Source organism: Coleofasciculus sp. FACHB-542 (assembly GCF_014695825.1).
In the GTDB taxonomy this organism is placed as follows: Bacteria; Cyanobacteriota; Cyanobacteriia; order Cyanobacteriales; family FACHB-T130; genus FACHB-T130.
Window position 1 is genome coordinate 1 of sequence record NZ_JACJPB010000061.1, and the last position, 25,154, is coordinate 25,154.

A 25,154-nucleotide genomic window follows, 5' to 3' on the forward strand; every position below is an offset into this window, starting at 1 on the left:
CTCTTGCTAAATGTTTCAGAATTTGTAATTCTACATCCATTGCCCTACTTACCTTCCAGAGTTTTTTCTTTTAATCCTTTTATTCAGAATACTCGGAAAGTGACAGAAGAGGGATATCCTAACATAGGTGCCCAAATACTTAGACGGGTAATGCAAAACTAGATGTCCACAAAAAAAGCCCTTTCTGTAACAAGAGAAAGGGTTTTAAACAAATTAGACTTGAATAACTATCTACCAGCCACCGTAGAGATCCCCAAAATATCCGTAATCCGGGGCATATCTTCCAGCAAAATCACGGGACATTCATCCTCAAAACAGTTAGTTAATCGAAGTTGAGACTAAAATTTTACGATACTGTAATTTGTTCTCGTATCCAATTTCTAAAAGCTCTCATTGTATTATTCCTACCAATAGCTTTTACCTGACTTAAATATTGGGGAATTACATGAGCCAGTGGTAAATTAGGAAAAATCAGACTAAAATCTGACTCGATATACTTACCGTCTCGTAATACATTAATATGTAACTTGCCTTTTTCAAATCGCCAAAGCTCAGGCACTCCTAAAGCCTCATAAATACTTGGATGAGTGCGAGAAGTTATATCTATCTCTAAGGCTAAATCTGGAGGTGGGTCGATGGATAAATCTAATCTTTCTTTTCCTCTTACTGCTGCTTCATTTTGAATATAAAAACAGTTATCGGGTTCTATCCCTTTCAGCATATCCGGGTTTTTAAAAGTAGTAGAACCAAGAGGATAAAAATCAATATCTAGTTCTTCTAAAATAATTTCAATAAAGTTGCTGATAAACAGTTTATTGGTTTCATGCTCTGACAAGGGTGTCATGATTTCTAATATTCCATTGTCATAAGCTACTCTTGACGCACGATGTTCGCCTAACTCTTCTAAAATGGTTTCAAATTCTTGCCAGGTTATATCTTCAAGAAAAACTTTATGACCAGGCGGGATATTAAATCGCTTTAATTCCAATAGCATCTTTAAGCTTCATCTTCAATATTGGAAAGTAGGGTGGGCAATTCCCACCCTACCTTCATTATGAACTAGCGCAACGCACCAGAGGGAATACCCAAAATATCCTCAATCTTGGGCATATCTTCCAGGGAAATTACGCGACCTTCATCCTCAAAATTAGCGATTTGGTCGAAGTTGAGATAGCGATACAAATCACCCGCAAAAGGATGAATTTTCTTCGCCACAATCTCCATGTATTCTTGCACTGTGGGAATGCGTCCTAACATCGCACAAACAGCAGCTAATTCAGCCGAACCGAGATAAACTCGTGCATCTTTGCCCATGCGATTATTGAAGTTGCGAGTGGAAGTAGAAAACACGGTTGTACCGTCATCCACACGCGCCTGATTTCCCATGCAGAGACTGCATCCCGGCATTTCTGTACGCGCACCTGCGGCATCAAATACGCTATAAACACCTTCTTCCTTGAGTTGGTGTTCATCCATGCGGGTTGGAGGACAAATCCAGAGGCGGGTTTTAACTGCTGCTTCCCCTTCCAGTACCTTTGCAGTAGCGCGATAATGACCGATATTCGTCATGCAAGAACCGACAAATACTTCCTGCACAGGGTCATTCTGAACTTCGGACAGCAACTTAACATTATCCGGGTCATTGGGTGCGGCGACGATTGGTTCCTTGATTTCGTTCAAGTCAATCTCGATAATTTCCGCATATTCTGCATCTGAATCGGCTTCCATTAATGCGGGATTTGCCAACCATTCTTCCATTTTTGCCACGCGGCGCATGATGGTACGGGCATCTTGATAACCCCGCGCTACCATATTTTTCATCAGCGCTACGTTGGAACGCAGATATTCAGAAACTGTCTCGATACTTAACTTAATTGTGCAGCCTGCACAAGAACGTTCGGCACTGGCGTCGGTAAGTTCAAAAGCTTGCTCAACTTTTAAATTTGGCAAGCCTTCAATTTCCATGATTCGCCCGGAGAAGATGTTTTTCTTGTTCTGCTTCTCTGCTGTTAGCAAACCTTTTTGAATTGCCACGTAGGGAATCGCGTTCACGATATCCCGCAGCGTCACACCGGGTTGCAACTCGCCTTTGAACCGCACTAAGACGGATTCTGGCATATCTAAAGGCATCACGCCCAAAGCAGCTGCAAAAGCAACTAAGCCGGAACCGGCGGGGAAGGAAATTCCCAAGGGGAAACGGGTGTGGGAGTCGCCGCCCGTTCCTACGGTATCGGGTAGCAGCATCCGATTCAGCCAAGAATGGATAATGCCATCGCCGGGTCGTAAGGCGACGCCGCTGCGAGATGCAAAGAAATCGGGCAGTTCGTGATGGGTTTTGATGTCAACGGGCTTCGGATAAGCGGCGGTGTGGCAGAAACTCTGCATCACCAAATCTGCGCTGAAACCGAGACAGGCGAGTTCTTTCAACTCGTCGCGGGTCATGGGTCCTGTTGTATCCTGAGAACCAACTGTTGTCATCAGCGGTTCGCAGGAAGTGCCGGGACGCACACCATTGAGTCCGCAGGCTTTCCCGACCATTTTCTGCGCTAGAGTAAATCCCTTGCCGGTATCGATGGGAGGGCGAGGGCGGATAAAGATTGGACTGGGTTCTACTAATCCGAGGGCAATTCTGGTTTTATCGGTGAGGGTACGCCCAATCAGGAGGGGAATACGTCCGCCTGCGCGTACTTCGTCAGTGATGGTGTCGGGTTTGAGGCTGAAGATGGAGATTACTTCGCCTGATTCGTTGGTAATTTCACCTTTGTAAGGATAAATGGTGATTACCATGCCGGTTTCCATGTGGGTGACATCGCACTGGATGGGCAATGCACCTGCATCTTCGGCGGTGTTGAAGAAAATCGGCGCGATCGCACTCCCTAATATATATCCCCCCGCCCGTTTATTAGGTACGAAGGGTATATCGTGCCCAATGTGCCACAAAACAGAGTTAATCGCAGATTTCCGGGAAGAACCCGTTCCGACGACATCCCCTACATACGCCACGGGATGCCCTTTTTTCTTCAACTCGACAATCGTTTCCAAACTTCCCGGTTGCCGAGATTCCAGCATTGCCAAGGCGTGCAAGGGAATATCCGGGCGAGTTGTGGCATGGGTGGCGGGAGATAAATCGTCGGTGTTCGTCTCTCCGGGCACCTTAAACACGGTGACGGTAATCGCTTCTGGCAAGGTGGGGCGACTGGTAAACCACTCCGCCGCCGCCCAAGCGTCAATGACTTGCTTGGCATAGGAATTCGTCTCGGACAATTCTAAGACATCGTGGAAGGCATCATACACCAGCATGATTTTGCTTAAAGCTGTTGCGGCGGCTGATGCCAATTCATCGTCAGATTTGAGTAAATCTATCAACGATTGCACGTTGTAACCACCTACCATTGTTCCCAGCAGTTCTACTGCATAGATGGGGGTAACTAGAGGGCTAATGGTTTCGCCTTTGGCGACAGCGGTGAGAAAGCCAGCTTTCACGTAAGCAGCCGGATCGACGCCTGGAGGAATGCGATCGCGCAGCAATTCCAACAACGTCTCTTCTTCACCCGCTGGAGGATTTTTCAACAAGTCGCACAATTGAGAAGTCTGCTGGGCATCCAACGGCAGTGGTGGAATTCCGAGTGCCGCCCTCTCAGCGACGTGTTGACGATAAGATTCAAGCATTTTCAAGTCTCCTAATCTCAGCAAAATTTGGGGGCGGTAGCGCTTTTATCACATCGCTTTTGTGTTCTCAATCGGGAGGATGCGATTCACACGCTTTTGCCCTCGATAGTTAGAAGTCAACACAAGGTATGGCGCTACTGCTTAAGTCGCAGATCAACTTTATTAATTATTGTGAAAAAATGGAATAAAATTTGTAGGATTCGCTGCAACTACCCTTACCCGTAACGGTTGATCTGGCAGGATACATTCCCATAAAAAAAGGGCGATCGCTCTCTATCGCCCACGTAGCTTTATAAACCAGGAATCCGTCGTCTTCAGCTTTGAAGATTTCGTGCTTAGATAAGATTTTACACCTAAAGGGGGAGGAGTGCGCTCCTTCACTCTTTACGGTTGAGTCAGCAATTACTGCTGACTCAACCGCAAGCACAGCCAGATATTCTGGAAACTCCTAGAGGCACAATGTCAGTTGCTTCGACTCTGCTTCTAGAAGGCGAATTAGATTTTCATCACCTTTGGCTTTAGCAACCTGTATCCGATGTTCCAGGCTGCGGTGGATATTCGCTAAGTGACTTTTAGCCGCGTTATCCAACACTTTTCGACGAGTTGTATCGGTTGGCAATTTCCGATCGCCTAGAGGTGCGATCCCTTCGCATGAGATTTGCCTCTCTAGAGCATCCCTAGTCGTGCCGGTTTTGCCGATGAAGTAGGGGACTCCCCGATAGTTCAAGTTAACAATCGCATCGGGAACTGCAATATGTCTGGGATATGCAACGTTGTAAGTCTGTCCCCGATACTTACCCACAATCTCGCTTTCGGTTACTTCCAGCGTGGGTGAAGTTTTTTCGTAGCTGACGCCGCGATAAGAGAGTTTCATAAGTTTCGCCTCCGATTGAGTTTCCTGAGTATTTGTTACTAAGCAAGGCACGCTGCTTCGCGATCGCGCTCTACTTTTATTCCCCAGAGCCACTGACGGCTATGAATACTCAGTCAGTGGTGAACTAGCTAATTTATTTCTGTATCTATTTTTACATTTTTCCTTTTAAAGTGTCAATTTTTAAGAGATTTTAAGAAAATCTTTTGAGCGATCGCTGGGAAATCGTCCAACTAGACTCTACTGGCTGCTGATGCCTATTGCTTTACTTGATTTAGTTGCCGGGAGAAGCGAAAAGTAGCTGTACAAATCGGGAAACAATCAATGGTTCATCAACGACACTAAAATTAGTCAAGAACCCTCTATCGGAAGTATTAAACTTCGTCTACCTCCTCAGAAGGATAAACAACTCGATTTTAGTGGTGCCAAGAAAAATTATGAAACCCAAAAGCTTTTCTGCGTTACAAATTTTAATCAAAAGAACCGCCATTCTAATCATTGCGGCTTTCGTGCTGGTTGTGGTTTTTGTGAATCGGGCAAATGCAAACGGGGCGGAGTTCCTGGTAAGTAACGGCAATAATTTCGATGTCAATGAAATTCAATTTAAGCGAGTTGAATATGTCGGACAATGTCCGGGAACTGTAATGAATCCCGGCACAAGGAAAGCTCAGTTTGTTTCTAAATCAACTCCACCCGCACCGAAAAGGAAAGTGACAATCCGGAACGTGACTCAGGGCATGAAGAGTAATCCTTATCCCTACACGAGTAGAGGTTACAGTGAAGGGCAATATTCTCAAGGGGTTGATTTGAGTTTGGGAAATAGCCATCAAACTCGTACTTTTGCAGTTTTAGAAGGCGAAAATAAGTTTGAGTATGAAATTAAAGAAGGAGAAAGAATAATTGAACAAGGCACTTTTACAGCGGAAGTTTCTGTCAAAGATGTTGGAGTTTTTCCCCGCGATACCATCTGTGAGGAAAAATTAGAATGTCGGGACGATGGAGACTGTTACGACAGAGACGGAAAGAAGAGAGGAAGTCGCCAAAGATGCTATACAACGAATACCTGCCATTGTCCTGACTAATAAAGCTTATGCGGCTGGCAAGTCACGGAGGAAATAGAAGCGATCGCTCCCATCACTCCCCTTTTTCCGCCCCAAGTATCCTGTTAAAGGCGAGGAAAGCTCAATCAGAATATCGTGCATTTCCTCAGTTTTTAATGGCTGAGGAGGATGGGAGCCAAAATATGCACCATGTAAAGCTTCAATACCAGCATTATCTAAACCTGTGTTTTGCAAGTAATTTTTTACAAGCTGGACTAGATGCGATCGCAGACGAATACTACTTTCAACTTTTTGAATATATTCATCGATCCTATAGTCAATTTGTCCAGGCACTAAATACGGTTTTAGCTCAATTGGGTTGACTGAACCAGGAAATTTAGCTTGTAATTGAACTAGCTTTTGTAAAGTCATAGGATTAATGATGCTGATTCCAAAAGCAAACTTTTCGGCTGATTTTTGAAGATTAGGTGTCGGTTGACCAGGACCAATAATTAACTTAACAGCTACTTGAAAACCATCTGCACCCAGATGTCTTGTCCCAATTCTGATTAATTCTTCAACTGTACCATCAGGGATACTCTTACCTGCTTTGCATTCTCCTACTAACGGATAAGGCTTTATACAGTACAAGTCCATACCACCTGCACCGCCTTTAGCATTGGAGTCAACACCAAAGCCTAAAAAGGCTAGGCTTTTATGGACGATTTGTTCAAAAGCTGTGCCTTTTTCGTAATTACCGCCAGTCGTAGCAGTGCCCAAAGCATTGATTGTACTAATCCAAGAAAGGTCTGGATCAAGCTGTTGGATAGGTTGTTCGTTTGCCCAACCTAAAAATGTTTTGATATAGTGATTTAATTTCTCAGATGCTGGATCAGCGATAGACATCTGAGCGATCGCATTCTGCAACTCTTCCAATTCTGGATGCGATGGCGGTAGTCGATTTTCTAGCTGGTATCGGCGTTGGGAGAAGATGCGATCACTCAATACAGGCGAAGATTCTGTAACAGTCAGGGGATTCGGTAAAGAAACGAAATTACCCTTGGGATTTACTGGAACTTCAATCGGCTGAGTTAGCGGATAGACTCGCAAATATGCCAGAAAAATAAAAGGACGTTGAGACAGAATTTGCTGCAATGCTTCTTCTGTCCAAATTGTCAACCTCGATAAAGCTTCTAACGCTTCAGAATTATCTATAATTTGGCACAATTCGCACTTAGCCCAAGCTTTAATTGTGACTGTTTCAGGCTTTAACTGAGAACATACAGTTTGAGCAATAGACAAAAAATTCGGGCGATATTGTTGATTGGTTGGTAGCAAGTTAATCGAAGCATCAGCAGGATAGAGGGCAAATTGTCGCCCTGGATCAATGAATGTCTGAGGCGTAGCTGCGATCGCTCTCCCTTGAATTAACGCTTCAATGTCTGGCGCTGGTAGTCTTAAAGCAGTATCAATGCTGACGGAAGTGACTGGCGACATACTTCATCTTATGGTTGAAATTGAGTTAATAACCAAGCCACAACTTGAGAGTGTGCCATTTGACGGCTGCGCCGTAAAGTCTCTTCTAATACTGCCATCTCTAAACCTGGTAATATTTGAGATTGGGTAATTCTTCTACTACCACCACTAGAGATTATTTCAAAAGCAATTATTTCGGCTTGTTGCACATCAACTATCCAGTATTCCGCAACTTTTATATCTTCATAAAGTAAGCGTTTTTCGCCTTTGTCATCAGCTAGGGTACTGTCAGAAATTTCAATAGCTATATCTGGCGGTGGAGTAATGTCAAGATTAGCAATCGCTGTTCCTATTGGTACCATTTGCGCTTTTTCTCCGATGTAATAAGATACATCAGGTTGACACTCTCGAACACCTGTTTTCCGGTAGCTACAGTTATCCAAGCAATTCAGTGGAATGTTTTTTAGGGCGGCAAATAAGGTGACAGCAATAGCAATAATCCCATTATCTTTTGCATGATCGGGACCTACTGACATAGTTTCAATCCTCATTCGTCCATTGTAGTAATAGCCTTTAGCTTTTTGATAAGCTGGGTCTTCAATGGTTTGGATAAATTCATCCCATGTAGCTACAACCCAAGTATCAGTCGGTAGTTTTGTCCGCATGGTACTCATAGATTTATCAGTTTTGATTAGACATATCTTGAAAAGGTCAGATGGATACTCGACTGACATTTTCAAGATATATTTATTATCAGGTGATGCGGAAGTCAAGCATTAATTTTGCTGAGTAAGGTGTTGATTCCCTCTTCCATGTTGTCTGATTCAGCTACATCAGACGTCATAGGTTCCTCTGAAACTATGGGTTCTTCTTCAATCATATCCGTAGGTACTTCATAAGATGGATCGCTGAGAATCTCTTTAAGCAAAGGGTTAGTGCTTCCCAGCATTTTCTCAGCTCCTTTCTCAGTGATAAACTTAATAATTTCAGCCTCACTTAGCTTATAGTCCACTTCTCGCTTTTGATAGACAGCACGAATAGCTATTAGAGGTTTTATCTCATTTTCTTTGAGTTCCACAAATTCTCCACCTTGTTCTCTAATTAGAGGTTCAAGATACTTGGATTCCATAGGTTTAGTCATTTTCTTAGACCTGGAACGAACTAAACAACCTCTAGTTAAATCAAATTTTTTATAGTCATTCAGCTTGCCCAAACCTGTTGATAATGAGACACCACCAGCATACTGAAGAACTGCAACGCCAATTTTTACAGGTTGTCCGTTTTCTTTGCCAATTATCTTGAAATTGAGGTGCTTGTCTGTTTTATTTTTACAGACTTTATCTGTAACCTCTTCAATGGTTACTCTTTCTACTGTTTGTCCAATGAATGTCTGAAAGCCAAATAAAAGAGCATCAGCAAGTTGGAAATTATCATCCAAGTAATTTTCTGGCTCTTGCTCAAGCTCTTTTGTAAAAGCAGTTTCGACTGGATCGTCTTCTTTTACAACCTGGCCTATAATTGGAGGATTACAGTTCTTTTTGCACCAATCTAAAACCTCTCTAATGGTTGGTTTTTCTTTACCAAGGTTGCGGAGTTGGCTTTCTGTAAATGGATAAAGTGGATCGGAAGGAACTAAGTTTCGTACTTCGTAATAATTTCTCAACGACAAAGTAACTAATTCAACAATAGATTCTCCGTCCATGTAATTTAAGTCAATAGGATTTCCCTGAGCAGAAACTTTATTATAAACTCCACCAGGTAGCTGCTTTACTTTATCCCTCCACTGATTAGGCATCATTACACTCAAAATCACGCCACGACTGAGGTTTTGCAACATATCTTTAATTAAGCCAGCAACAATTTGGCTTATGTGCAAACCACTAACAGCATCGTAGGCATCAGGCGTATCTAACTCATCAAAACAAATAACGAGTTCCTTGTATTCACTAATTAAATCTAAGATTTGCAGAACTGCATCAAAAGATTGACGTTGGCTAGGTAATTCTAATTCAATGGATTTGTTGTAAGCTAGTTCTTGACCCTCTAACCATTTGATTGCATAAAGTGATTCTTCATCTGAAAGTGTCCAGAAAATCGCTTTGACAATATCAGGATCGTTAATATCTTTAGCTTTCGGAAAGGCTTTTGTTAGATCCTTTACCAATTTCTTGACTTGAGGTGGCTTGCTGGTCTTAAATCGTTCAACTAATTGTTTAGGAGAAAAAAGTTTAGGGTTTGGTTTGACAACTTTTAAAGCATGATTAGTCATTTCTGTTGCTAGTTCCTGCCATTGTGTCACCCCTTGAGAGCCAACCTTTCCAAGGCTTTCGGCTAAAATTCGTTGAAATCCTTGTCTAATTTGGGAAAGATCACCATATTTGCCAGCGTAGACAAACAATCCACCACCCTGAACTTGTAGACGATGGCGGATACGGCTAATAATGTGGGTTTTACCCGTTCCGTTCTGAGCAGAGATGACTATTGAAGTTGTTGAGTATTGACCAGCACTAATTTGCTCAAGTGCCTGAAAAACTGCATTAGAAGCATGGGCATTAAGAGTTTCAACATCACTGAAACTCTTACCCCAAACATCAGTGGCATTAAGATTAGAAGGCTTAGCAAACGGGTTTTGACTCAAAAGAGCAGTGTTAAGGTCTTCAGTGGAGGAAACAGAAGAGTTAGTCATGGCTTATTGTGTGAGGTAACGAATTTATAAAAAGATTTAGGTCAATTTTTAGAACTTAGGCGCTTGACATAATAGCGTACTGCGCCAAGTTCAGTTTTGATGGAGTCTTCAGCTTTATCAAGTGTGATGTCTGTCATCTCGCCACCTATGAGTTGTACAAGATCGTTGGCTTGCATTTCCAGCAACCACTCGTTGAACTGCGATCGCGTAACTCGTTCCCCAATCTCTCGGCGAATCCGGTAAATCGGCACCAGATCGTCTAGGTTATAATCCCGGTTCAGCCGCTCGTAGACATCCAACGCTACAGGCTTAAACTCGTCGTAGGATGCGATCGCTTTCTCGGTTGCCTTACTCGATGTAGCAGTAGCCCCATTTACAGGCGTTCCCCTCTCTCTGAGCCATTTCAACAAAGCATTGCCAGTTTTTGCCCCAAGTTGGCTGTCAAACTCGAAATCAGCGTTTTTCAGTCCCTCACCAAGCATCTCAACGCCTTTACCAGACAGGGATATTTTGTTTTTGGAGATAGCGATCGCTCCAGATGTTTGCAACTGTTCAAAAACGCCTTGATAGTCTCCTGCCTTCTCGTTCGTCCGTTTAACTCTTTCGGTTAAATCACCTTTTTTAACTTCCTCATCAGTTCCTCCCAAATCCCACAAAGCAAGAAGCACGCGAGTTTTGGCGTGAGCTTCCGTACCTTTTAACCCTTTAGCGGTATCTTTTGATTTTTCTTTTGTTGTCATCTCAGTAATTCCAGATAATTGCGATCTACAATTAGTATTCCCATTCAATCTAACCAAAGTTATAGTTCCCGTCACTCTCAAGCGAATTGCGATGAGACACGGAAAAAAAGCCAATTTACTAAAACATTAAGTTTGGTTAAAAAAAGTTAGTATCTGGTGGCTTGTGGATATCGACTCAATTCTTCAACCGTTTCAGCGCTTTGGTGTTCATCTCGGTTTAGAACGCATTCAAAAATTATTGGCAGACTTGGGCAACCCGCACCACAAAGTACCAGTGATTCATGTCGCTGGAACGAATGGTAAAGGCTCAGTTTGTGCTTACCTTTCCGCAGTGCTGACTGAAGCCGGTTATCGCGTCGGGCGGTATACTTCCCCTCATTTAGTCGATTGGAACGAGCGCATCTGTCTAAACGAACAGCCGATATCGCTAGAAACGCTAGAAAATTTGCTGCTACAAGTCCAAGCGGCTATCCAACCGGATGAAGAGTCACCGACGCAGTTTGAAGTTATCACCGCCGCCGCTTGGTTGTATTTTGCTCAAGCGCAGGTAGATGTGGCGGTGGTGGAAGTGGGTTTAGGAGGGCGTCTGGATGCGACGAATGTATGCCCTAACCCCCTCGTCACGATTATTACTTCTCTCAGTCGAGAGCACTGGCAGAACCTTGGCCCTACTTTAGCGGATATTGCCAGAGAAAAAGCCGGTATCCTCAAGGCGGGATGTCCAGCTGTCGTGGGACAGTTGCCAGAGGAGGCAAGGGCAGTGGTACGTGCTCGGATTATTGATTTGGGGTGTCCGGTTGTTTGGGCTGAACCAGCGGTGGACTTAGGAACCGCGAAGACGCAGACGCCAGGGGAAGAAAGAAGGGTGGAGTATCAGGGGATCAAGTATCCTTTGCCGTTATTGGGAGATTTTCAGCTGAATAATTCGGCGCTAGCGATCGCATCTTTCCAAATTCTTCAACAGCAAGGTTGGGAAATTTCAGAAGCAGCGATCGCTTCTGGTATGGCAAAAACTCAATGGATTGGGCGTCTTCAGTGGACAACTTGGCAAAATCATCCGTTATTGATCGATGGTGCCCATAATCCAGCCGCCGCGATCGCATTGCGTCAATATGTCGATACTTTAGAAAAATCACCGATCTATTGGGTGATGGGGATGCTTTCTACGAAAGATCATGCGGATATTTTTAGTGCATTACTCAGAAAGGGCGATCGCTTGTATTTAGTCCCCGTCCCGGATCATAGTTCCGCCGAGCCAGAATATTTAGCTACCTTGGCTCAAAATATCTGCCCAGAATTAGCCGATTGTCGCACCTACCCGGATCTTGCGGCTGGATTAGAAGCTGCGATTTCTCCAGAAAGTTTATTAGTTTTGTGTGGTTCACTTTATTTACTAGGTCATTTTCTGGAACAAAACCGCTCTGCTGCATCCAAATAATCCTTGTATTTTCAAGGCAGAGGAACGCTAAGGTAAACGCAAAGTAACGCAGAGGAAGAATCCCTGGATTACTCAGCACTCGCCGCCAAGTTTTTGCACAAAATATCGTGCTGCACTTGCTCTGGGGTTTGGTTTCCGTTGACAGTCAATAACCTTTGGCGATGTTCGTAGTATTCCAGGATAGGAATCGTGCGTTCTTGGAATAATTCGAGGCGGCGTTTTACGATTTCTGGTTGATCGTCTGGACGAGATCGCTCTAAAGAACGGCTCATCAACACTGATTCTGGCACTTCTAGCCAAATTGCCCAATCTAGATGTTGCCCCAAATCTTCCAACAAAAAATCTAATTCTTCTGCTTGAAAAGCAGTACGCGGATACCCATCTAACAGCCATCCACCCTTGATATCCGGCTGTTGAAGACGCTGGCGCATAAATTCGATCATCAGGCGATCGGGCACTAACTCACCCTTTTCTACATAGGATTGTGCTTGGATACCGAGGGGAGATTGGGATGCGATCGCTTGCCGCAAAATGTCGCCCGTGCAAATTCCAGGAATCCCCAGGTGACTGCATAGCAATGCAGTCTGCGTTCCCTTACCTGCCCCAGGCCCTCCTAGAATTATCAGTCTCACGGCACCTTGCTCCTGCTGTGATTGAATCAAGCATCGCCTGGAAGCTGAACTTTGATCCAGCTTTTAACCAAGCCCATGCTGGCTATTTTGCCATTGATCGGGCGCTTAGCGAGACTGACGAAGCCAAGAACTAATACAGGATAGTTAGCACTTGACGGGCTTGACGGATGGATATATCTAGTGTTTGATTATGAGGCAAAATAAAAAAACACACTACATATCGTTTGCCAACCAAACTTTTCTGGGGCAAGCGATACGCGCGTCAAGATTCCTCACGATTAAACTTCGTCTTATGGTTGCCCAGCTAGAAACCCCAGCGCTTCATTCAGATCGTCGCCTGCTCCCCACTATTGAAGGACTGGTGCAAGTTTTTACCGGCGCTCACCGCAGCTTTTTTACCGGAGTGATAGCGCAAGCGCTGCGAATTGCCGGTCAAGGAACCTCAGTTTTAGTAATTCAGTTCCTCAAAGGCGGAATTAATCAGGGACACGAACATCCCATGCGCTTAGGGCAAAATCTAGATTGGGTTCGCTGCGACTTACCTCGTTGCATTGATACCCCGCACCTCGACGAAGCGGAAACTCACTCTTTACTCCAGCTTTGGCAGCATACCCAGAAAGTAATATCCGAAGGCAAATATTCCCTCGTCGTTCTGGATGAATTGAGCTTAGCGATTAACTTTGGCTTAATTCCCGAATCCGAGGTACTGGCGCTGCTTGAAAAACGCCCTGCTCATGTAGATATCATTTTGACTGGCCCAGAAATGCCCCAAGCGCTTCTGGATGTCGCCGATCAAATTACTGAAATACGTCGTAGTCACCGACCGTAGGGAATGCACTCACTTCACGCTATCCTAGTATTCCGGTTGGGATTACTTGTGAACCTGTGATTAAGAACGATATCTGGATTACTGAAATGGCTCAAAAGGGTATGATTTCGCCCTTTGAGCCTAAATTAGTTCGTCGCGTGGACGATTTACCTGTTATCTCGTTTGGTCTGAGCAGCTTTGGTTACGATATCAGGCTCTCGCCTGTGGAATTCCACATTTTTAGGCATATTCCTGGCACAGTCGTCGATCCCAAAAACTTTAATCCTGAAAATTTGGAGCCGACAAAACTCCATACCGATGCGAATGGTAGCTATTTCATTCTGCCAGCTCATACCTATGGATTAGGAGTGGCATTAGAAAGACTAGAAGTGCCTGAAAATATTACTGTATTGTGCATTGGAAAAAGTACATACGCACGATGCGGGATCATCTGCAATCTAACGCCTGCTGAGGCTGGTTGGAGAGGACATTTAACCCTAGAGGTTTCCAATTCATCAAATGCAGATTGCCGTATTTATCCCAATGAAGGCATTGTGCAACTGCTATTTTTTGAGGGTAAACCTTGTGAGGTGAGCTATGAATCTCGTCAGGGTAAATATCAAGATCAGCCGGAAAAAATTGTTATAGCAAGGATATAAGGAAATACTCAGGTGAAATACTTTCGTGTTGAGGTAGTTGCTGCCACGCCGAATCCCCAACAAGTTATCTGGGCAGCAATGCATCAAGATTACTCCGAAGAGTTGGTTTGGAATAGTTGCGATCGCTGGCCTGATGAAGAGCGAAGCGGCGAACTGATTATTAAACATTTATTATCAGGCGATCGCGGACATTACGGCCCTCTAGAACATCCTCAAATTACTGTTAATGTGGGTTATTTCCCGCATTCAATGATGCAGCAACTCCGCACTCATCGCGTGGGCGTGAGCTTTGATGTACAATCCTTCCGTTATACCGGACAGAGAATTGTTGATGTAGTAGAGGGCAAATTAGATATAGAAGAAGCTTTCTATTTACGTCCAGTTGGTAACTATACGAACCGTCAGGGAAAACGCTATTTGTATTCGGAGGAACAACGTCAGGCTGATTTGCAATGGTGCGAAGACGCCTGCAAACATTATAAAAAACGCATAGATGAAGGACTTTCAGAAGAACACGCTAGAGGAATTATTCCTTTTGATGCCAGACAGCATTTTGTGCTGAGTTGTAATGTGCGATCGCTCATGCATCTTTTAGACTTGAGATGGAAAAAAGATGCCCAATTAGAAGCGCAAAAGTTTTGCGAATTGCTCTGGGTTCATTTTGAACAATGGACTCCGGCGATCGCTCAATGGTATTTGGAAAACCGAGCAAAAAAGGCAAAATTAGCTCCATAGCTTGCCAAAATAAACTTTATATGGTTACGAAGACCATGACCGCCTGAAGTTAAAAAAGCCTTCTAAGAAGTCTTCCAATCGGGTATTTTTCCGAAGTCGTTGTCGGTGCCACTCGTTAGCAGTTTGCTGAATAATTTCTGATAGGGTGGGAGAAATGGCAGGCAGTTGGCTGAGAGCATCCACTTTTATGTTCTGTCGCATAGCGAGAGCGATCGCCCCCATTAACTCAGCCGCTTCCATCCCCACTAGCGTTGCGCCCAGAATTTCTCCATTGCGACGCACCAGAATTTTACACAATCCCGTGATTTCCCCTAATATCTGGGCTGCTGCTACTGCCTTGAAATATTGTCGCAACACTAAGACATCTTTACCGTACTGGCGTCTCGCTTGTGCCTCGGTTAAGCCAACCCGCGCCAGCATCGGTTCAGAAAAAACGCCTGTAGGAATGCCGCGATAGTCTACTTTGAAAATGGGTGCAAACAAAGCATTTTTTAGGGCGATGCTGGCTTCGTACTGGGCGATGTGGGCAGCTTGATAACCCCCAGCAACGTCACCACAAGCGTAGATACGGGGGTTCGTTGTTTGCAGTTTCTCGTTCAACTCCATCCCACGCCGATTCATCTTGACGCCAACACCTTCCAAGTTTAAAGTTGTGACATTTGGTTGCGGTCGAGTACATAGCAAAATTTCATCGGCTTCAATCGCTTTGTTGCCAGCGAGAACCCACTTTTTGTCGTCAATTCGTTTAACTTGCGTCACTTCTGTTTGAGTCAGGACGCGGACACCCTCAATGTCTAGCTGTGCTTGCACCACTCTCGCCGCCTCTGGGTCTTCTTTCGGCAGAATGTGGGAACTGCGTACCACTAGGGTGACATCAGCGCCCAATCGAGATAAAGTCTGTGCCAGTTCGGTGCCAGATGCGCCACCGCCAATGACCACCCAGCAGAGGCGAGGAGATGCGTCTACACCTATCTGTTCGGGGGATTGCTGCCAAATATCTATCGGCGTCCGATAGCCAGTAGCTTCGAGTCCGTCAATTGCTGCAATCCCCGGACGAGAACCCGTGGCAATCAGGTAGGCACGCGATCGCAATCTCCGTCCATTGACGACAAAAGCGAGGTAAGGTTTACGGCAAAATTCACCTTCCCCAACAATGACATCAACACCCAAAGAAGCCAAAATCGCTGGGGAATGTTGTTCTTCTAAGGTGGAGACGACGCCATCCGCCCACTGGATTGCCTCAGTCAATCGCACCCCTGGAACGGGTTGCTGTTCTGTAGAATCAGCCAGATCCCAGGGAATACCGAATCGATTGAAGTCACTTTGCGGGTGAATCACTCGCCTAACCTGAGTCAAAGCTTTGGTATAGAGAGACCCTAACTGTAAGGACGATTGCCAGCGTCCCTCAGGAGGCGGCTGGGGTTCGACTAAGGCGACGCGGGCTTGCAGGTTGGCAGCCGCAATTGCGGCATGACGCCCTGCCTCCGTGCCGCCTATTACGACTAAGTCGTACTCAACTGCCATGATTTGTTCTTTGTCAGTTGTTAATTGCTGATTGCTAATGGTTTATTGCTAATGGCTAATCGGAAAAAATGAACAATTAGCCATTAACGATTAGCCATTACAAAATTGCCGCTAGACCGTCGATTAGGCGCTGGTTATCAACTTCAGAACGCACCGCGACTCGGAAGTAGCGATCGCCCAATTCTGGAAAACTCAAGCAGTCACGAATCAGAATTTTACTCTGCTTGAGAAGTTTTTCCTGGACTTGCGAACTGGGTTGTTCTGACTCAACCAGCAAAAAGTTAGCGGCACCCGGTAGCGGTTGCAATCCCGGTATTTGCTCCAAACCTTGAAACAGGTGGGACTTAGCCGGTTCCAACCAATCCCAGGTTTGCTGTTGAAATTGGGTATCCTTTACCACAGCGACACCAGCGGCTGCGGCTAAGGTGTTGACGGGCCAAGGATCTCGCCACTGTTGCCAGCGCCGCAGGCGGTCTGGGTGAGCGATCGCATAACCTAAGCGCAGCCCTGGCAGACTGTAGAACTTAGTGAGCGATCGCAGAATCACCAAATTCGGGTATTCTTGCACTACTGGAATTAGGCTTTGCTGCTGGAAAGGCGGCAGAAAATCCATAAAGGCTTCGTCCATCACCACCAGCGCAAATTGCTCCAGATAAGGGATCAGACTCTCCCGGAAAAACATCTGACCCGTAGGATTGTGCGGGTTATTCACCAGTAGACCAATGGGATTTTGGATTTTGGATTTTGGATTTTGGATTGGGAATCGTAAGTCCAAAATCGAAGATCGAAAATCGGGAAGCGGGCACTCAAGTACGTTGGCGCTAAACGTCCGGAGTGCCCGCCAGTAATCGCCAAATGCTGGTGTCACCAGACACGTTCTCGTCAGTTCTGATAAATCCCAACTTGCCCAGGTTAGTAACTCTGCCGAGCCGTTCCCAGGCAGAATCCAGTCTGGCGGGAGTTGGTGCCGCTGACCCAGAGACACCCGCAACTCGCCATAATCTGGGTCAGGATAGGCACGTAAGCGCTCTAGATGTGCCCCAATCGCTGCGAGTGCCGACTGGGGAGGTCCCAACGGGTTAATACTGGCAGAAAAATCAACAATGAGGTCGGGGGAACAGCCTGCCAGTGCAGCTGCCCAGGCTAAGTTACCCCCGTGAACAGGCCGAGTCAAGGATGGTTGCCGCTTTGGATGAGTGGTTAATCTTCGGGCGCGACTTTTTCTTTAAACAACTTACCCGCAGAAAATGCAGGAACCTTCGTTGCGGGGATTTCCATCTTGTCCCCAGTTTTAGGGTTGCGACCCTCGCGGGCTTTGCGTTCCCGCGATTCAAAAGAGCCAAAACCCACCAAAGTCACTTTATCGCCTGAAGAAACAGCTTCCATGATAGCTTCCAAGGCAGCCGTCAAAACAGCATCTGCTTGCTTCTTAGTGACAGAAGCCTTGTCTGCCACTGCATCAACCAATTCACCTTTATTCATGTTTAGTCACTCCAAATGGTTTGTACGGGCGTGATTGTCACTAGCTCTAAAGCCCTTATTTGGGGCTTTAGACACGATCCTTTGAGGGCAATTTAGCCTCAAAAAAGCTGAAACTCTCGCTGTCTCGAAGTTTCACTGCATTATTCTAAAGTCTGCGTGCTGGATATGGATCGTCGAAAGCTTTAAGTTATGTAGATTTGAGGTTTTTTTTGATTAATTTTTCGGCAACGGGCACTTTTTAAGAGTTGCACAACCTAGTTTCCTAGGCAAAAACTCCGTCTAGGGCACAAATAAGCCCCCTGTCGGAAGTCGAACAGGGGGAAGTTGTGTTTTGTCTCTTCAAGGCTCAAGCGATCGCTACTTGTTACTTACGCCCCTTCCCTTACTTACGCTCCAATATCTGACGCGCATTTTGTCCTGGGGTGTAGCTGTAGCCAAACGCGGAACGGGACGAGTCATCAATAATCTGAGGCGTCAGCAACACGATTACCTCTTGCCGTTGATTGACCTTGTTGGTACTTCTAAACAAGGCACCTAGAAGCGGAATATCGCCCAAAATTGGCACTTTGGATACGGTCGTTCGCTCTGAATCTTGAATAATCCCCGACAGAATCAGCGTCTGACCATCTCGCAGGCGAAGTTGTCCAGAGTTCAGGTTACGCACTGTCAGCAAAGCGATTTGGTTAACATCATCACCAACGACTATATTTTGCTGACCGCCAATCGCAGTTACGGTGGGATTTACCGCTAAAGTGACGAAACCATTATCGTCAATCCGCTCGACTCTGATATTGAGGATTAAACCTGCCTGTTTAATTTCTGCGGTGACGGTTGTATTCGTCGTATTTTCAGTTGTTTCCGTTTCCCGCCGAATATTACCCACAACCTCTTGAGTCAAGTTGACGGTAGCCGACTGTCCTTCCTGGACAACCAGAGTCGGGTCAGTCAAAATCTTGGCATTGCCGCTTTGAATCTGCGCCCGCAATGAGGATAAAAATCGGCTGGGGAACTGCAATAGGGAAGGGAGAGCTGCCGTAACCGTCCCAACGGTTCCCGCTGTTGCAGTGGATGTTACCCTTCCAGTAGCGGGGTCAACGGTTTGAGTAATGATATTGTCTGTAGCTGGAGTAATGGTTACGAAACCACCCTGTAGCGGATTATTTAAATTCACAACAGGTCTAGGAAAAAGCCCAGCTCCTGAATTTTGTGCCCTTGTAACACCATTCGGACCCACTATGATGGTACCTGGTACAGTTCCCGGTACGCTGATGGGATTGTTTGGGTCAAGGAAAACATTGGCTCCGCTAAAGGGATTCGGGATGACAGGGGGGCTAACCTGACTCGTATTCACCTGCTGGTTTGTCGGGGGTCTGACACCGCCGTAATTAAAGGCTGCTGCTCCCTGGTCAACACTGAAGAAGCTATCCCCGATCCCGAAGGAGAAGCTAGTGTTAAAGTCCTTGGTGTTCAATAGGTTGACATCAACGACCTTGACATTCACTGCCACCTGGCGACGACGGGCATCTAACTGGGTCAAGAGGTTTGTCGCAATTTCAACTTTGCGAGGAGAACCAACCAGGGTGATGGCATTGAGTCGCTCGTCGGCTGATACTGCTAACCCTTTGAGTAGTAAAGGGGCATTTCCCTCAGTAGCTCTCAGTGCTAAAATGCTTGGCGTTCTGATTTCTACGGTTCGAGCGGCGGCTCCCTCTCCAATGGTCTGAATTTGAATTTGCTCTGTAGGGATTTGCGTCTCTGCCCCTTGGGTCGTCAAGAAGTTTGCCGCTGCCGTGACAGGGACTTGATTGAGTCGCAGGCTGCGCGTGATGATATTTCGAGCATCGTCGGGCAGTCTGGCACCCACAAAAATTGTTCGTCCAACTCGGTTGGCTTCTAAGCCGCTCAGCTGAAGGACGTAGTTGAAGACATCTTGAACTGGCTCATTTTCGATATCCAGGGAAATCGTAGGTCCCCCCTCGGTAGCACCACCTGGGCCAGGAGCGGCTGCTGGTTGCCCCGGAGTCCCGCCTGCTGCCGCGCCTCCCGTAAAGGCAAGGTTGAGACCCGCAGAACGGGCAAGCAGCCCTAAAACTTCTCGGACGGGAGCATCCCGCAACACTAAGCGGGGTACGCGCTCAGCTGTACCGAGATCGATGACAGCGGGGGCAGCATTGGTGTTGGAGGTAGTAATATCGCCGACTGGGGGCGCGATCGCTCTCGGCAAGAAAGGCGGTGCCGGACTGACGGGTTGCACTGTCCCCGCCGCTGGAGCCGGAACTCCGTCAATGGTAATGCGCGGGTTTGGCACCAGAACATCTGGGTTTGGCGGGTTGATGACTGGTTGAGGCTGAACCTCTGGTAGACCGGGCGCGGGGGTTATGCCACTGGGTGCTGGAACCTGAGGGCTTTGACCGGGTGCCGTTTGGGGGAATACACCGCCCGGAACTGGCGTTTGAGCGAGTCGGGTTGGAGTCGGTGGCGTCTGTGCCGTTGGTGCAGGTGCAGTAGGAGAAGAATTAACAGGTGCTTGGGAGGAGAGCGTCGGCGGTGCAACAGAGTTAACGTTTAAGGTGATTCCCCCTTCCTTGTTCTGGCTAATCTGCCCGGTCGGTTTGCTGTTAGCAGTGCTGACCGTTACTCGGACGCTATTGTCCTCTCGCTGGCTCACAACGATTGACTCAATGCCAGGAGCCGGATTTTCCTGACGGAAGCTGTCTCCCTCAGGTAAGCTCAGTCGGGCATTCAGCACATCTGCCGTTAACTCATTGCCACGGCTGAGTGTGAACATCTGAGGGCGTAGGACAGTGTCCTTGCCGGAGCGATCGCCCTCAGATGTCTTTAGCATCACTTCAACACCATTATCCGTGGGATTGAGTTGCACAGCGGTTACTTGCGTGGCAGCTGCTAAGACCCGTTGTGTTCCGGGTAGAACCAGTGCTGAACCGAGCAAGATTCCACCCAATATTGATAGCTGTTTCACCGTTTCCTCCTCACACAAAAGCAATTTTTGCACCTGAACAGCTTTCAGGTCGAATTCTCGACACCTACTCGCTGTCTCCTACTGGGGTGGTTGAGCTGCCGCTGCTGCTGCCGCTGCTGCTGCCGCCGCCTCTTTCGCTTCCTGCTCCGATAATGGCAGCAGCACCTCTAACTTAAAAGAGGTGTTAATCAAGGTTCGCTCTTTTGGTTTGCCAGTGGGGACAATCTGACCCTGCCGGTTCACCGTAATTTTCTGACTGGTCGCCGCGTCCTTTAAATCTGATTTCAAGTCTTTTACTACTAGCAGTTGCTGGAGTCGTTCTAGACTTCTCAGAATCGATTGGGTTTGTCCGTAGTCGCCTTCAAAGCTTACATTGTATACCTTACGTTTGAGCTTACCATTGACTTCCGGCCCTAAAGATCCATCAGTAATAATGTCACTACTGCTAGCATCAGCGGCATCGTTTCTTCTTGGCTCATACTTGGTCAATTTACCCTGTCTTGCCTTAACAAAACGATTGATATCCAGCATTAAGGTATCCAGGGTTTTGGAGCTACCAAACATGGAAAGGACAGCAGCTCTTTGCTGTTTTGCCCTGTTTAAGTTTACTTTCGCCGCATCAATTTTTTGCTGGAGTTGTGCCTGTTGTTGAATTTGCTGCTCGGTGTTTTCTACATCCGTTTGCAGTTGTTGATAAGAAGTCCACGCAGGCAACAAAAGGTTAGCGACCAAATAAGCTGCTCCTGCTAAACCCAACACTGCCAGCAAGGCACCGCTGACTGTTGGCGTGAAAGTAATACCAAAGGCACTGGGATAGGCAGCTTCATCTTGGCCTTCATCGGATGGTATAAAGTCTTGACTTACCGTCATTTTTGCAGCGCTCCTGTGTTCTGAAGGTTTCTAAGCCGAGTCGCTAATCCCACTGCACCTTTGCGCTCCCACTCTCTAAGTAACTGGGAAGCTGGGGCATCGCTCAGGCTCGTTTTAATGGTGTATTCCACCACTTTTGGCAATTTAATTTCTACTCTAGCGTTGGAATTTCCTTGATCCTGGGGCTGTTGCACCTGAGTTTGATTGTCTTTCAACTCAGCCGCCACAATTTGGGTATCTTCGCTATCGAATAACTTAGATCGCTGTAGCGTTAGCAAAAAGTCGTTCACTTCATCAAAGGAGCGAGCGTACCCTTTGATTGACACGTTAGAACTCGGAGGGGCAGCGGCAGCAGTGGGGCTAGGGGCTGCGGCGGCGGTGGCTGGATCTGGCGCGGTTTGCTCAATGCTGGTGATTTGCAGACCGGGTGGCACGCGATCGCGGATATCCTGCAAAATCGCTGACCACGGAGCTAATTGATTGAACACGCTGGCGAGTGCCTGCGTTTCTCCTTTCACTGCCTGAGTTTCGTTGTTGATTGCTTGAATTTGCTGCTCTTTGGCTTTGCCTTCATTGAGCCGCTGTTCCAATTGAGCTTTTTTGGCGGTCAATTGTTCGGTTTGGTTTTGCAGCAACAACCACAACGCCCCAACTCCTGCTGGCAACAGCAGACCGACTGCCAATCCCGCCAACAGCGGCGTCATGTTTTTATTCCCAGAGGGAGCTTTGGCACCGGGGACATCGCGGCGGATGATGTCCGGGCGATCCTTAAGAAAATTAATATCTAGGCTATACATCGCTTTAAACCTCTCGTAGTCCTAATCCCAATACCACTCCCAATCCCGGTCTTTGCACTGGTGAAATTTCCTCTATCACCTCCAAGGAAAGGGCCGCAACTGGGTCTACTTGTGTCGTTGGCAAGCTCAACCGTTGCGTGAAGAATTCATCCAGTTGTCCAATTCCTCCTCCTGGCCCAGCGAGTAGCAGCTGCGCCACTTCTAAATTTTCGCTCTGATTTAGATAAAAATCGATAGAACGACGCAGTTCGTCGGCAAGCTCTCCCAATACTCTAACCAAAGCCGCCATACCGGGATTGATCCCTGTTGCGCCTGTGCGGACATTATCGACGGGGGTGTTGGGAATTGTCATCCCTTGCAGGATTTCAGTGTTTCTCGATGTCGGTAAATTCATCGCCCGATTGAGGGCACTCTGTAGTTGATATGTCCCAATCGGCACGGTGCGCGAGAATTGTGGCACCCCATCTACGATGATGGCAATCTCGGTGCTGTCGAACTCAATATCTACCAAAACGGCAGCTTCTTGAGGACCAAATTGCCGCAACTGCTCTCGAATCGTCCGAATCAGAGAAAAACTGCTAATCTCTAATACATCGATTTTTAATCCAGCTTCCCGGAAGGTTTCGATATAGGTATCTGTCACATCCTTGCGGGTGGCAACTAGCAGCACCTGCACCTTCTCGATTCCATCCTCATCGGTGAAAAATCCCAGCTTCTGGTAGTCTACATCTGCTTCCTCCCGTGGAAAAGGCAAGTAGAGACCGGCTTCGTGATCCAACACCATTTCCCGCAACTCTTTGTCATCAAGTTCCGCAGGCACTGGGATAACGCGCACCACGGCTTCGCGACCCGATACGGCAGTGGCGACGTTCTGGACTTTTATCTTACTTTCAGCGATCGCTTCCTTAATCAGTTCTGCTAAAGCTGGGGCATCGATAATCTTGCCTTCTTGAAAAACCCCTTCCGGAACTTCTTTCGAGGACAGCATTGTTAATTTGAATCCTTGTCCCTGCTTGCGTAGCTGAGCAATATTAATTCGTTCAGGGGCAATTTCTATACCAATTCCTTTGGTACGTTTCGATAATAATCCTTTAAATCGGGTGAACATATCTTTAGGTTTGCTGAGGGGAGCAGCCATAGAAACTTTAGTTAGGTAAGAGAGATTGCGTATAGGGAAATAGAGACAGATTCATGGTACCCAATCTAGCTGACAAACACATCGGTAGAGACAAAAATACACCCTGATAGATTCCGTACCATTAGATATACCTCATCAGGTAGGATGAGTTACTGCTAGCTGGGTTACTGCTAGCGCTGAAAGTGGAATTGCAATTTACATGATCCGTAGGAAAACCTGGAGACGATTGGGCATCTGTACCCTATTGGGGTTCATTTTCAGCTGGGTTATCAGCTGTAGCCCTGGATCTGCCCCATCCGGAAAAGGGGAAATTGAGTTCTGGACGATGCAGCTGCAACCGCAGTTTACTGAGTATTTCAACAAACTGATTGCCAACTTTGAAGCCGAAAATACCGGCGTCAAAGTCCGCTGGGTAGATGTACCCTGGAGTGCGATGGAAAGCAAAATCCTGACCGCGGTTTCGGCAAAAACAGCACCCGATGTCGCGAACCTCAATCCGGACTTTGCCTCTCAGTTGGCGTCGCGCAATGCTTGGTTGAATTTAGATACTAAAGTTCCCCAGGCGGTGCGTCAGCAATATCTACCTAATATATGGAAGGCTAGCACGCTCAGCGACCAAAGTTTTGGACTTCCCTGGTATTTAACGACGCGGGTGACGATTTACAACCAGGATTTGTTTAAAGCCGCTGGGGTAAGCAAACCTCCGGCGACTTATGCCGAACTGGCACAAGTTGCTCAACAAATTAAGGAAAAAACCGGCAAGTATGCGTTTTTTGCAACCCTAGTTCCAGAAGATTCGGCTGAGGTGCTGGAATCGATGGTGCAGATGGGGGTTCAATTGGTGGATGCCAATGGAGAGGCGGCTTTTAATACACCCGCCGGGAAAGCGGCGTTTCAGTATTGGGTAGACCTTTACCAGAAGAAGCTGTTGCCCCAGGAAGTATTGACACAAGGGCATCGACGTGCGGTTGAACTGTACCAAGCAGGTGAGACGGCGGTGCTAGCAACGGGCGCAGAGTTTATGGCGACGATTGAGAAGAACGCCCCAGCGATCGCGCAAGTCTCCGCTGCGGCACCTCAGATTACCGGCGAAACGGGTAAAAAGAATGTAGCGGTGATGAATCTGGTGATTCCCCGCGACACTCCAAATCCGGATGACGCCCTCAAATTTGCTTTATTTGTCACCAACGATCAAAATCAGCTGGCTTTTGCTAAGGCGGCGAACGTGTTGCCGTCTACAGTTCAGGCAGTGCAAGAGTACCAAAGCCAGATAGCCAGTAATCCGAAGGTGTCGCCAGTAGAACAAGCTCGCGTCATTAGTGCCAGCCAATTGACATCGGCAGAGGTTTTAGTCCCGGCGATGAAGGATCTCAACAAGTTGCAGAAGGCAATTTATGAGAATTTGCAAGCAGCAATGTTAGGGGAAAAAACGGTAGACAAAGCAGTTGGAGATGCAGCTTTAGCGTGGAATCAACGCTAGGGATTCACGCTAAAGCTGCCAGACCTAACCCCCAACCCCTTCCTGGAATCGGGAAGGGGAGCAATATTCAAGAGAAATATTCAAAACCCCTCTCCGTTTCGGAGAGGGGTTTGGGGAGAGGTTTGGAGA

Annotated in this window: 21 protein-coding genes; 6 read left to right on the top strand and 15 right to left on the bottom strand. The window is 46.7% G+C overall.

The features are described from left to right. Positions 1 to 346: 346 nt before the first annotated feature. The 3 genes from H6F52_RS24940 to H6F52_RS24950 form a co-directional block, all read right to left on the bottom strand. Positions 347 to 994: a Uma2 family endonuclease gene (locus tag H6F52_RS24940; protein WP_190537069.1), complete on the bottom strand. Its 648-nt coding sequence runs from the start codon at positions 992 to 994 to the stop codon at positions 347 to 349. A 65-nt stretch (positions 995 to 1,059) separates the two neighbouring features. Continuing rightward, the gene (acnB, locus tag H6F52_RS24945; RefSeq protein ID WP_190537070.1) at positions 1,060 to 3,669 is read right to left on the bottom strand and encodes a bifunctional aconitate hydratase 2/2-methylisocitrate dehydratase; all 2,610 of its coding nucleotides are present in this window, start codon (positions 3,667 to 3,669) and stop codon (positions 1,060 to 1,062) included. 448 nt (positions 3,670 to 4,117) lie between these two features. Next, entirely contained in the window at positions 4,118 to 4,543 is a 426-nt protein-coding gene (locus H6F52_RS24950; protein WP_190439948.1) for a DUF4278 domain-containing protein, read from the bottom strand. 434 nt (positions 4,544 to 4,977) lie between these two features. On the opposite strand from H6F52_RS24950, the gene H6F52_RS24955 reads away from it, so the two are divergent. Further along, the gene (locus tag H6F52_RS24955; RefSeq protein ID WP_190537071.1) at positions 4,978 to 5,622 is read left to right on the top strand and encodes a hypothetical protein; all 645 of its coding nucleotides are present in this window, start codon (positions 4,978 to 4,980) and stop codon (positions 5,620 to 5,622) included. 6 nt (positions 5,623 to 5,628) lie between these two features. Here H6F52_RS24955 and H6F52_RS24960 read toward each other — a convergent pair whose 3' ends face one another. From H6F52_RS24960 to H6F52_RS24975, 4 genes are all read right to left on the bottom strand, one after another. Continuing rightward, a complete protein-coding gene (locus H6F52_RS24960) occupies positions 5,629 to 7,077 on the bottom strand; it encodes a DUF1802 family protein (RefSeq protein WP_190537072.1) in 1,449 nt (482 codons plus the stop codon). Between the two features lie 8 nt (positions 7,078 to 7,085). After that, complete coding sequence (locus H6F52_RS24965; protein WP_190537086.1) at positions 7,086 to 7,730, bottom strand: Uma2 family endonuclease; 645 nt, start codon at positions 7,728 to 7,730, stop codon at positions 7,086 to 7,088. A gap of 95 nt (positions 7,731 to 7,825) precedes the next feature. Then, complete coding sequence (locus H6F52_RS24970) at positions 7,826 to 9,742, bottom strand: AAA family ATPase (protein WP_190537073.1); 1,917 nt, start codon at positions 9,740 to 9,742, stop codon at positions 7,826 to 7,828. A 41-nt stretch (positions 9,743 to 9,783) separates the two neighbouring features. Beyond that, the gene (locus H6F52_RS24975) at positions 9,784 to 10,482 is read right to left on the bottom strand and encodes a hypothetical protein (RefSeq protein WP_190537074.1); all 699 of its coding nucleotides are present in this window, start codon (positions 10,480 to 10,482) and stop codon (positions 9,784 to 9,786) included. A 163-nt stretch (positions 10,483 to 10,645) separates the two neighbouring features. Between H6F52_RS24975 and H6F52_RS24980 the strand changes: the two genes are divergently transcribed. Beyond that, positions 10,646 to 11,920, top strand: a complete 1,275-nt coding sequence (locus tag H6F52_RS24980) for a Mur ligase family protein (protein ID WP_190537075.1) — start codon at positions 10,646 to 10,648, stop codon at positions 11,918 to 11,920. Between the two features lie 68 nt (positions 11,921 to 11,988). On the opposite strand, the gene H6F52_RS24985 is transcribed toward H6F52_RS24980, so the two are convergent. Further along, the gene (locus tag H6F52_RS24985; RefSeq protein ID WP_190537076.1) at positions 11,989 to 12,552 is read right to left on the bottom strand and encodes an adenylate kinase; all 564 of its coding nucleotides are present in this window, start codon (positions 12,550 to 12,552) and stop codon (positions 11,989 to 11,991) included. A 292-nt stretch (positions 12,553 to 12,844) separates the two neighbouring features. Here H6F52_RS24985 and H6F52_RS24990 point away from each other — a divergent pair, with 292 nt between their 5' ends. Genes H6F52_RS24990 through thyX form a run of 3 tightly spaced genes read left to right on the top strand, consistent with a single transcriptional unit; the run spans position 12,845 to position 14,754 of the window. Next, on the top strand, positions 12,845 to 13,381 hold the full coding sequence (locus H6F52_RS24990) for a P-loop NTPase family protein (protein WP_190439959.1): 537 nt from the start codon (positions 12,845 to 12,847) through the stop codon (positions 13,379 to 13,381). A gap of 56 nt (positions 13,382 to 13,437) precedes the next feature. Beyond that, entirely contained in the window at positions 13,438 to 14,019 is a 582-nt protein-coding gene (gene dcd / locus H6F52_RS24995; protein ID WP_190537077.1) for a dCTP deaminase, read from the top strand. A 12-nt stretch (positions 14,020 to 14,031) separates the two neighbouring features. Beyond that, complete coding sequence (gene thyX / locus H6F52_RS25000) at positions 14,032 to 14,754, top strand: FAD-dependent thymidylate synthase (RefSeq protein WP_190537078.1); 723 nt, start codon at positions 14,032 to 14,034, stop codon at positions 14,752 to 14,754. 24 nt (positions 14,755 to 14,778) lie between these two features. Here thyX and H6F52_RS25005 read toward each other — a convergent pair whose 3' ends face one another. The 7 genes from H6F52_RS25005 to H6F52_RS25035 all read right to left on the bottom strand — a co-directional run bounded on the left by H6F52_RS25005 (position 14,779) and on the right by H6F52_RS25035 (position 23,515). After that, complete coding sequence (locus tag H6F52_RS25005) at positions 14,779 to 16,278, bottom strand: NAD(P)/FAD-dependent oxidoreductase (protein ID WP_190537079.1); 1,500 nt, start codon at positions 16,276 to 16,278, stop codon at positions 14,779 to 14,781. A gap of 97 nt (positions 16,279 to 16,375) precedes the next feature. After that, positions 16,376 to 17,452, bottom strand: a complete 1,077-nt coding sequence (cobD, locus tag H6F52_RS25010) for a threonine-phosphate decarboxylase CobD (protein WP_190537080.1) — start codon at positions 17,450 to 17,452, stop codon at positions 16,376 to 16,378. A 26-nt stretch (positions 17,453 to 17,478) separates the two neighbouring features. Next, positions 17,479 to 17,760: an HU family DNA-binding protein gene (locus H6F52_RS25015; RefSeq protein ID WP_190413637.1), complete on the bottom strand. Its 282-nt coding sequence runs from the start codon at positions 17,758 to 17,760 to the stop codon at positions 17,479 to 17,481. A 382-nt stretch (positions 17,761 to 18,142) separates the two neighbouring features. Next, positions 18,143 to 20,773 (bottom strand): AMIN domain-containing protein, encoded by a 2,631-nt coding sequence (locus H6F52_RS25020; protein ID WP_347276251.1) that lies wholly within the window; start codon positions 20,771 to 20,773, stop codon positions 18,143 to 18,145. Between the two features lie 45 nt (positions 20,774 to 20,818). Next, on the bottom strand, positions 20,819 to 21,610 hold the full coding sequence (locus tag H6F52_RS25025; protein WP_190537081.1) for a hypothetical protein: 792 nt from the start codon (positions 21,608 to 21,610) through the stop codon (positions 20,819 to 20,821). Further along, the gene (locus tag H6F52_RS25030; protein ID WP_190413631.1) at positions 21,607 to 22,407 is read right to left on the bottom strand and encodes a PilN domain-containing protein; all 801 of its coding nucleotides are present in this window, start codon (positions 22,405 to 22,407) and stop codon (positions 21,607 to 21,609) included. The genes H6F52_RS25025 and H6F52_RS25030 overlap by 4 nt, the downstream gene beginning before the upstream one ends. 4 nt (positions 22,408 to 22,411) lie before the next feature. After that, positions 22,412 to 23,515, bottom strand: a complete 1,104-nt coding sequence (locus tag H6F52_RS25035) for a type IV pilus biogenesis protein PilM (protein WP_190413781.1) — start codon at positions 23,513 to 23,515, stop codon at positions 22,412 to 22,414. A gap of 229 nt (positions 23,516 to 23,744) precedes the next feature. Between H6F52_RS25035 and H6F52_RS25040 the strand changes: the two genes are divergently transcribed. Then, positions 23,745 to 25,025 carry a sugar ABC transporter substrate-binding protein gene (locus H6F52_RS25040; RefSeq protein ID WP_190537082.1) on the top strand — a complete coding sequence of 427 codons (1,281 nt, stop codon included), beginning with the start codon at positions 23,745 to 23,747 and terminating at the stop codon, positions 25,023 to 25,025. Positions 25,026 to 25,154: the final 129 nt, after the last annotated feature.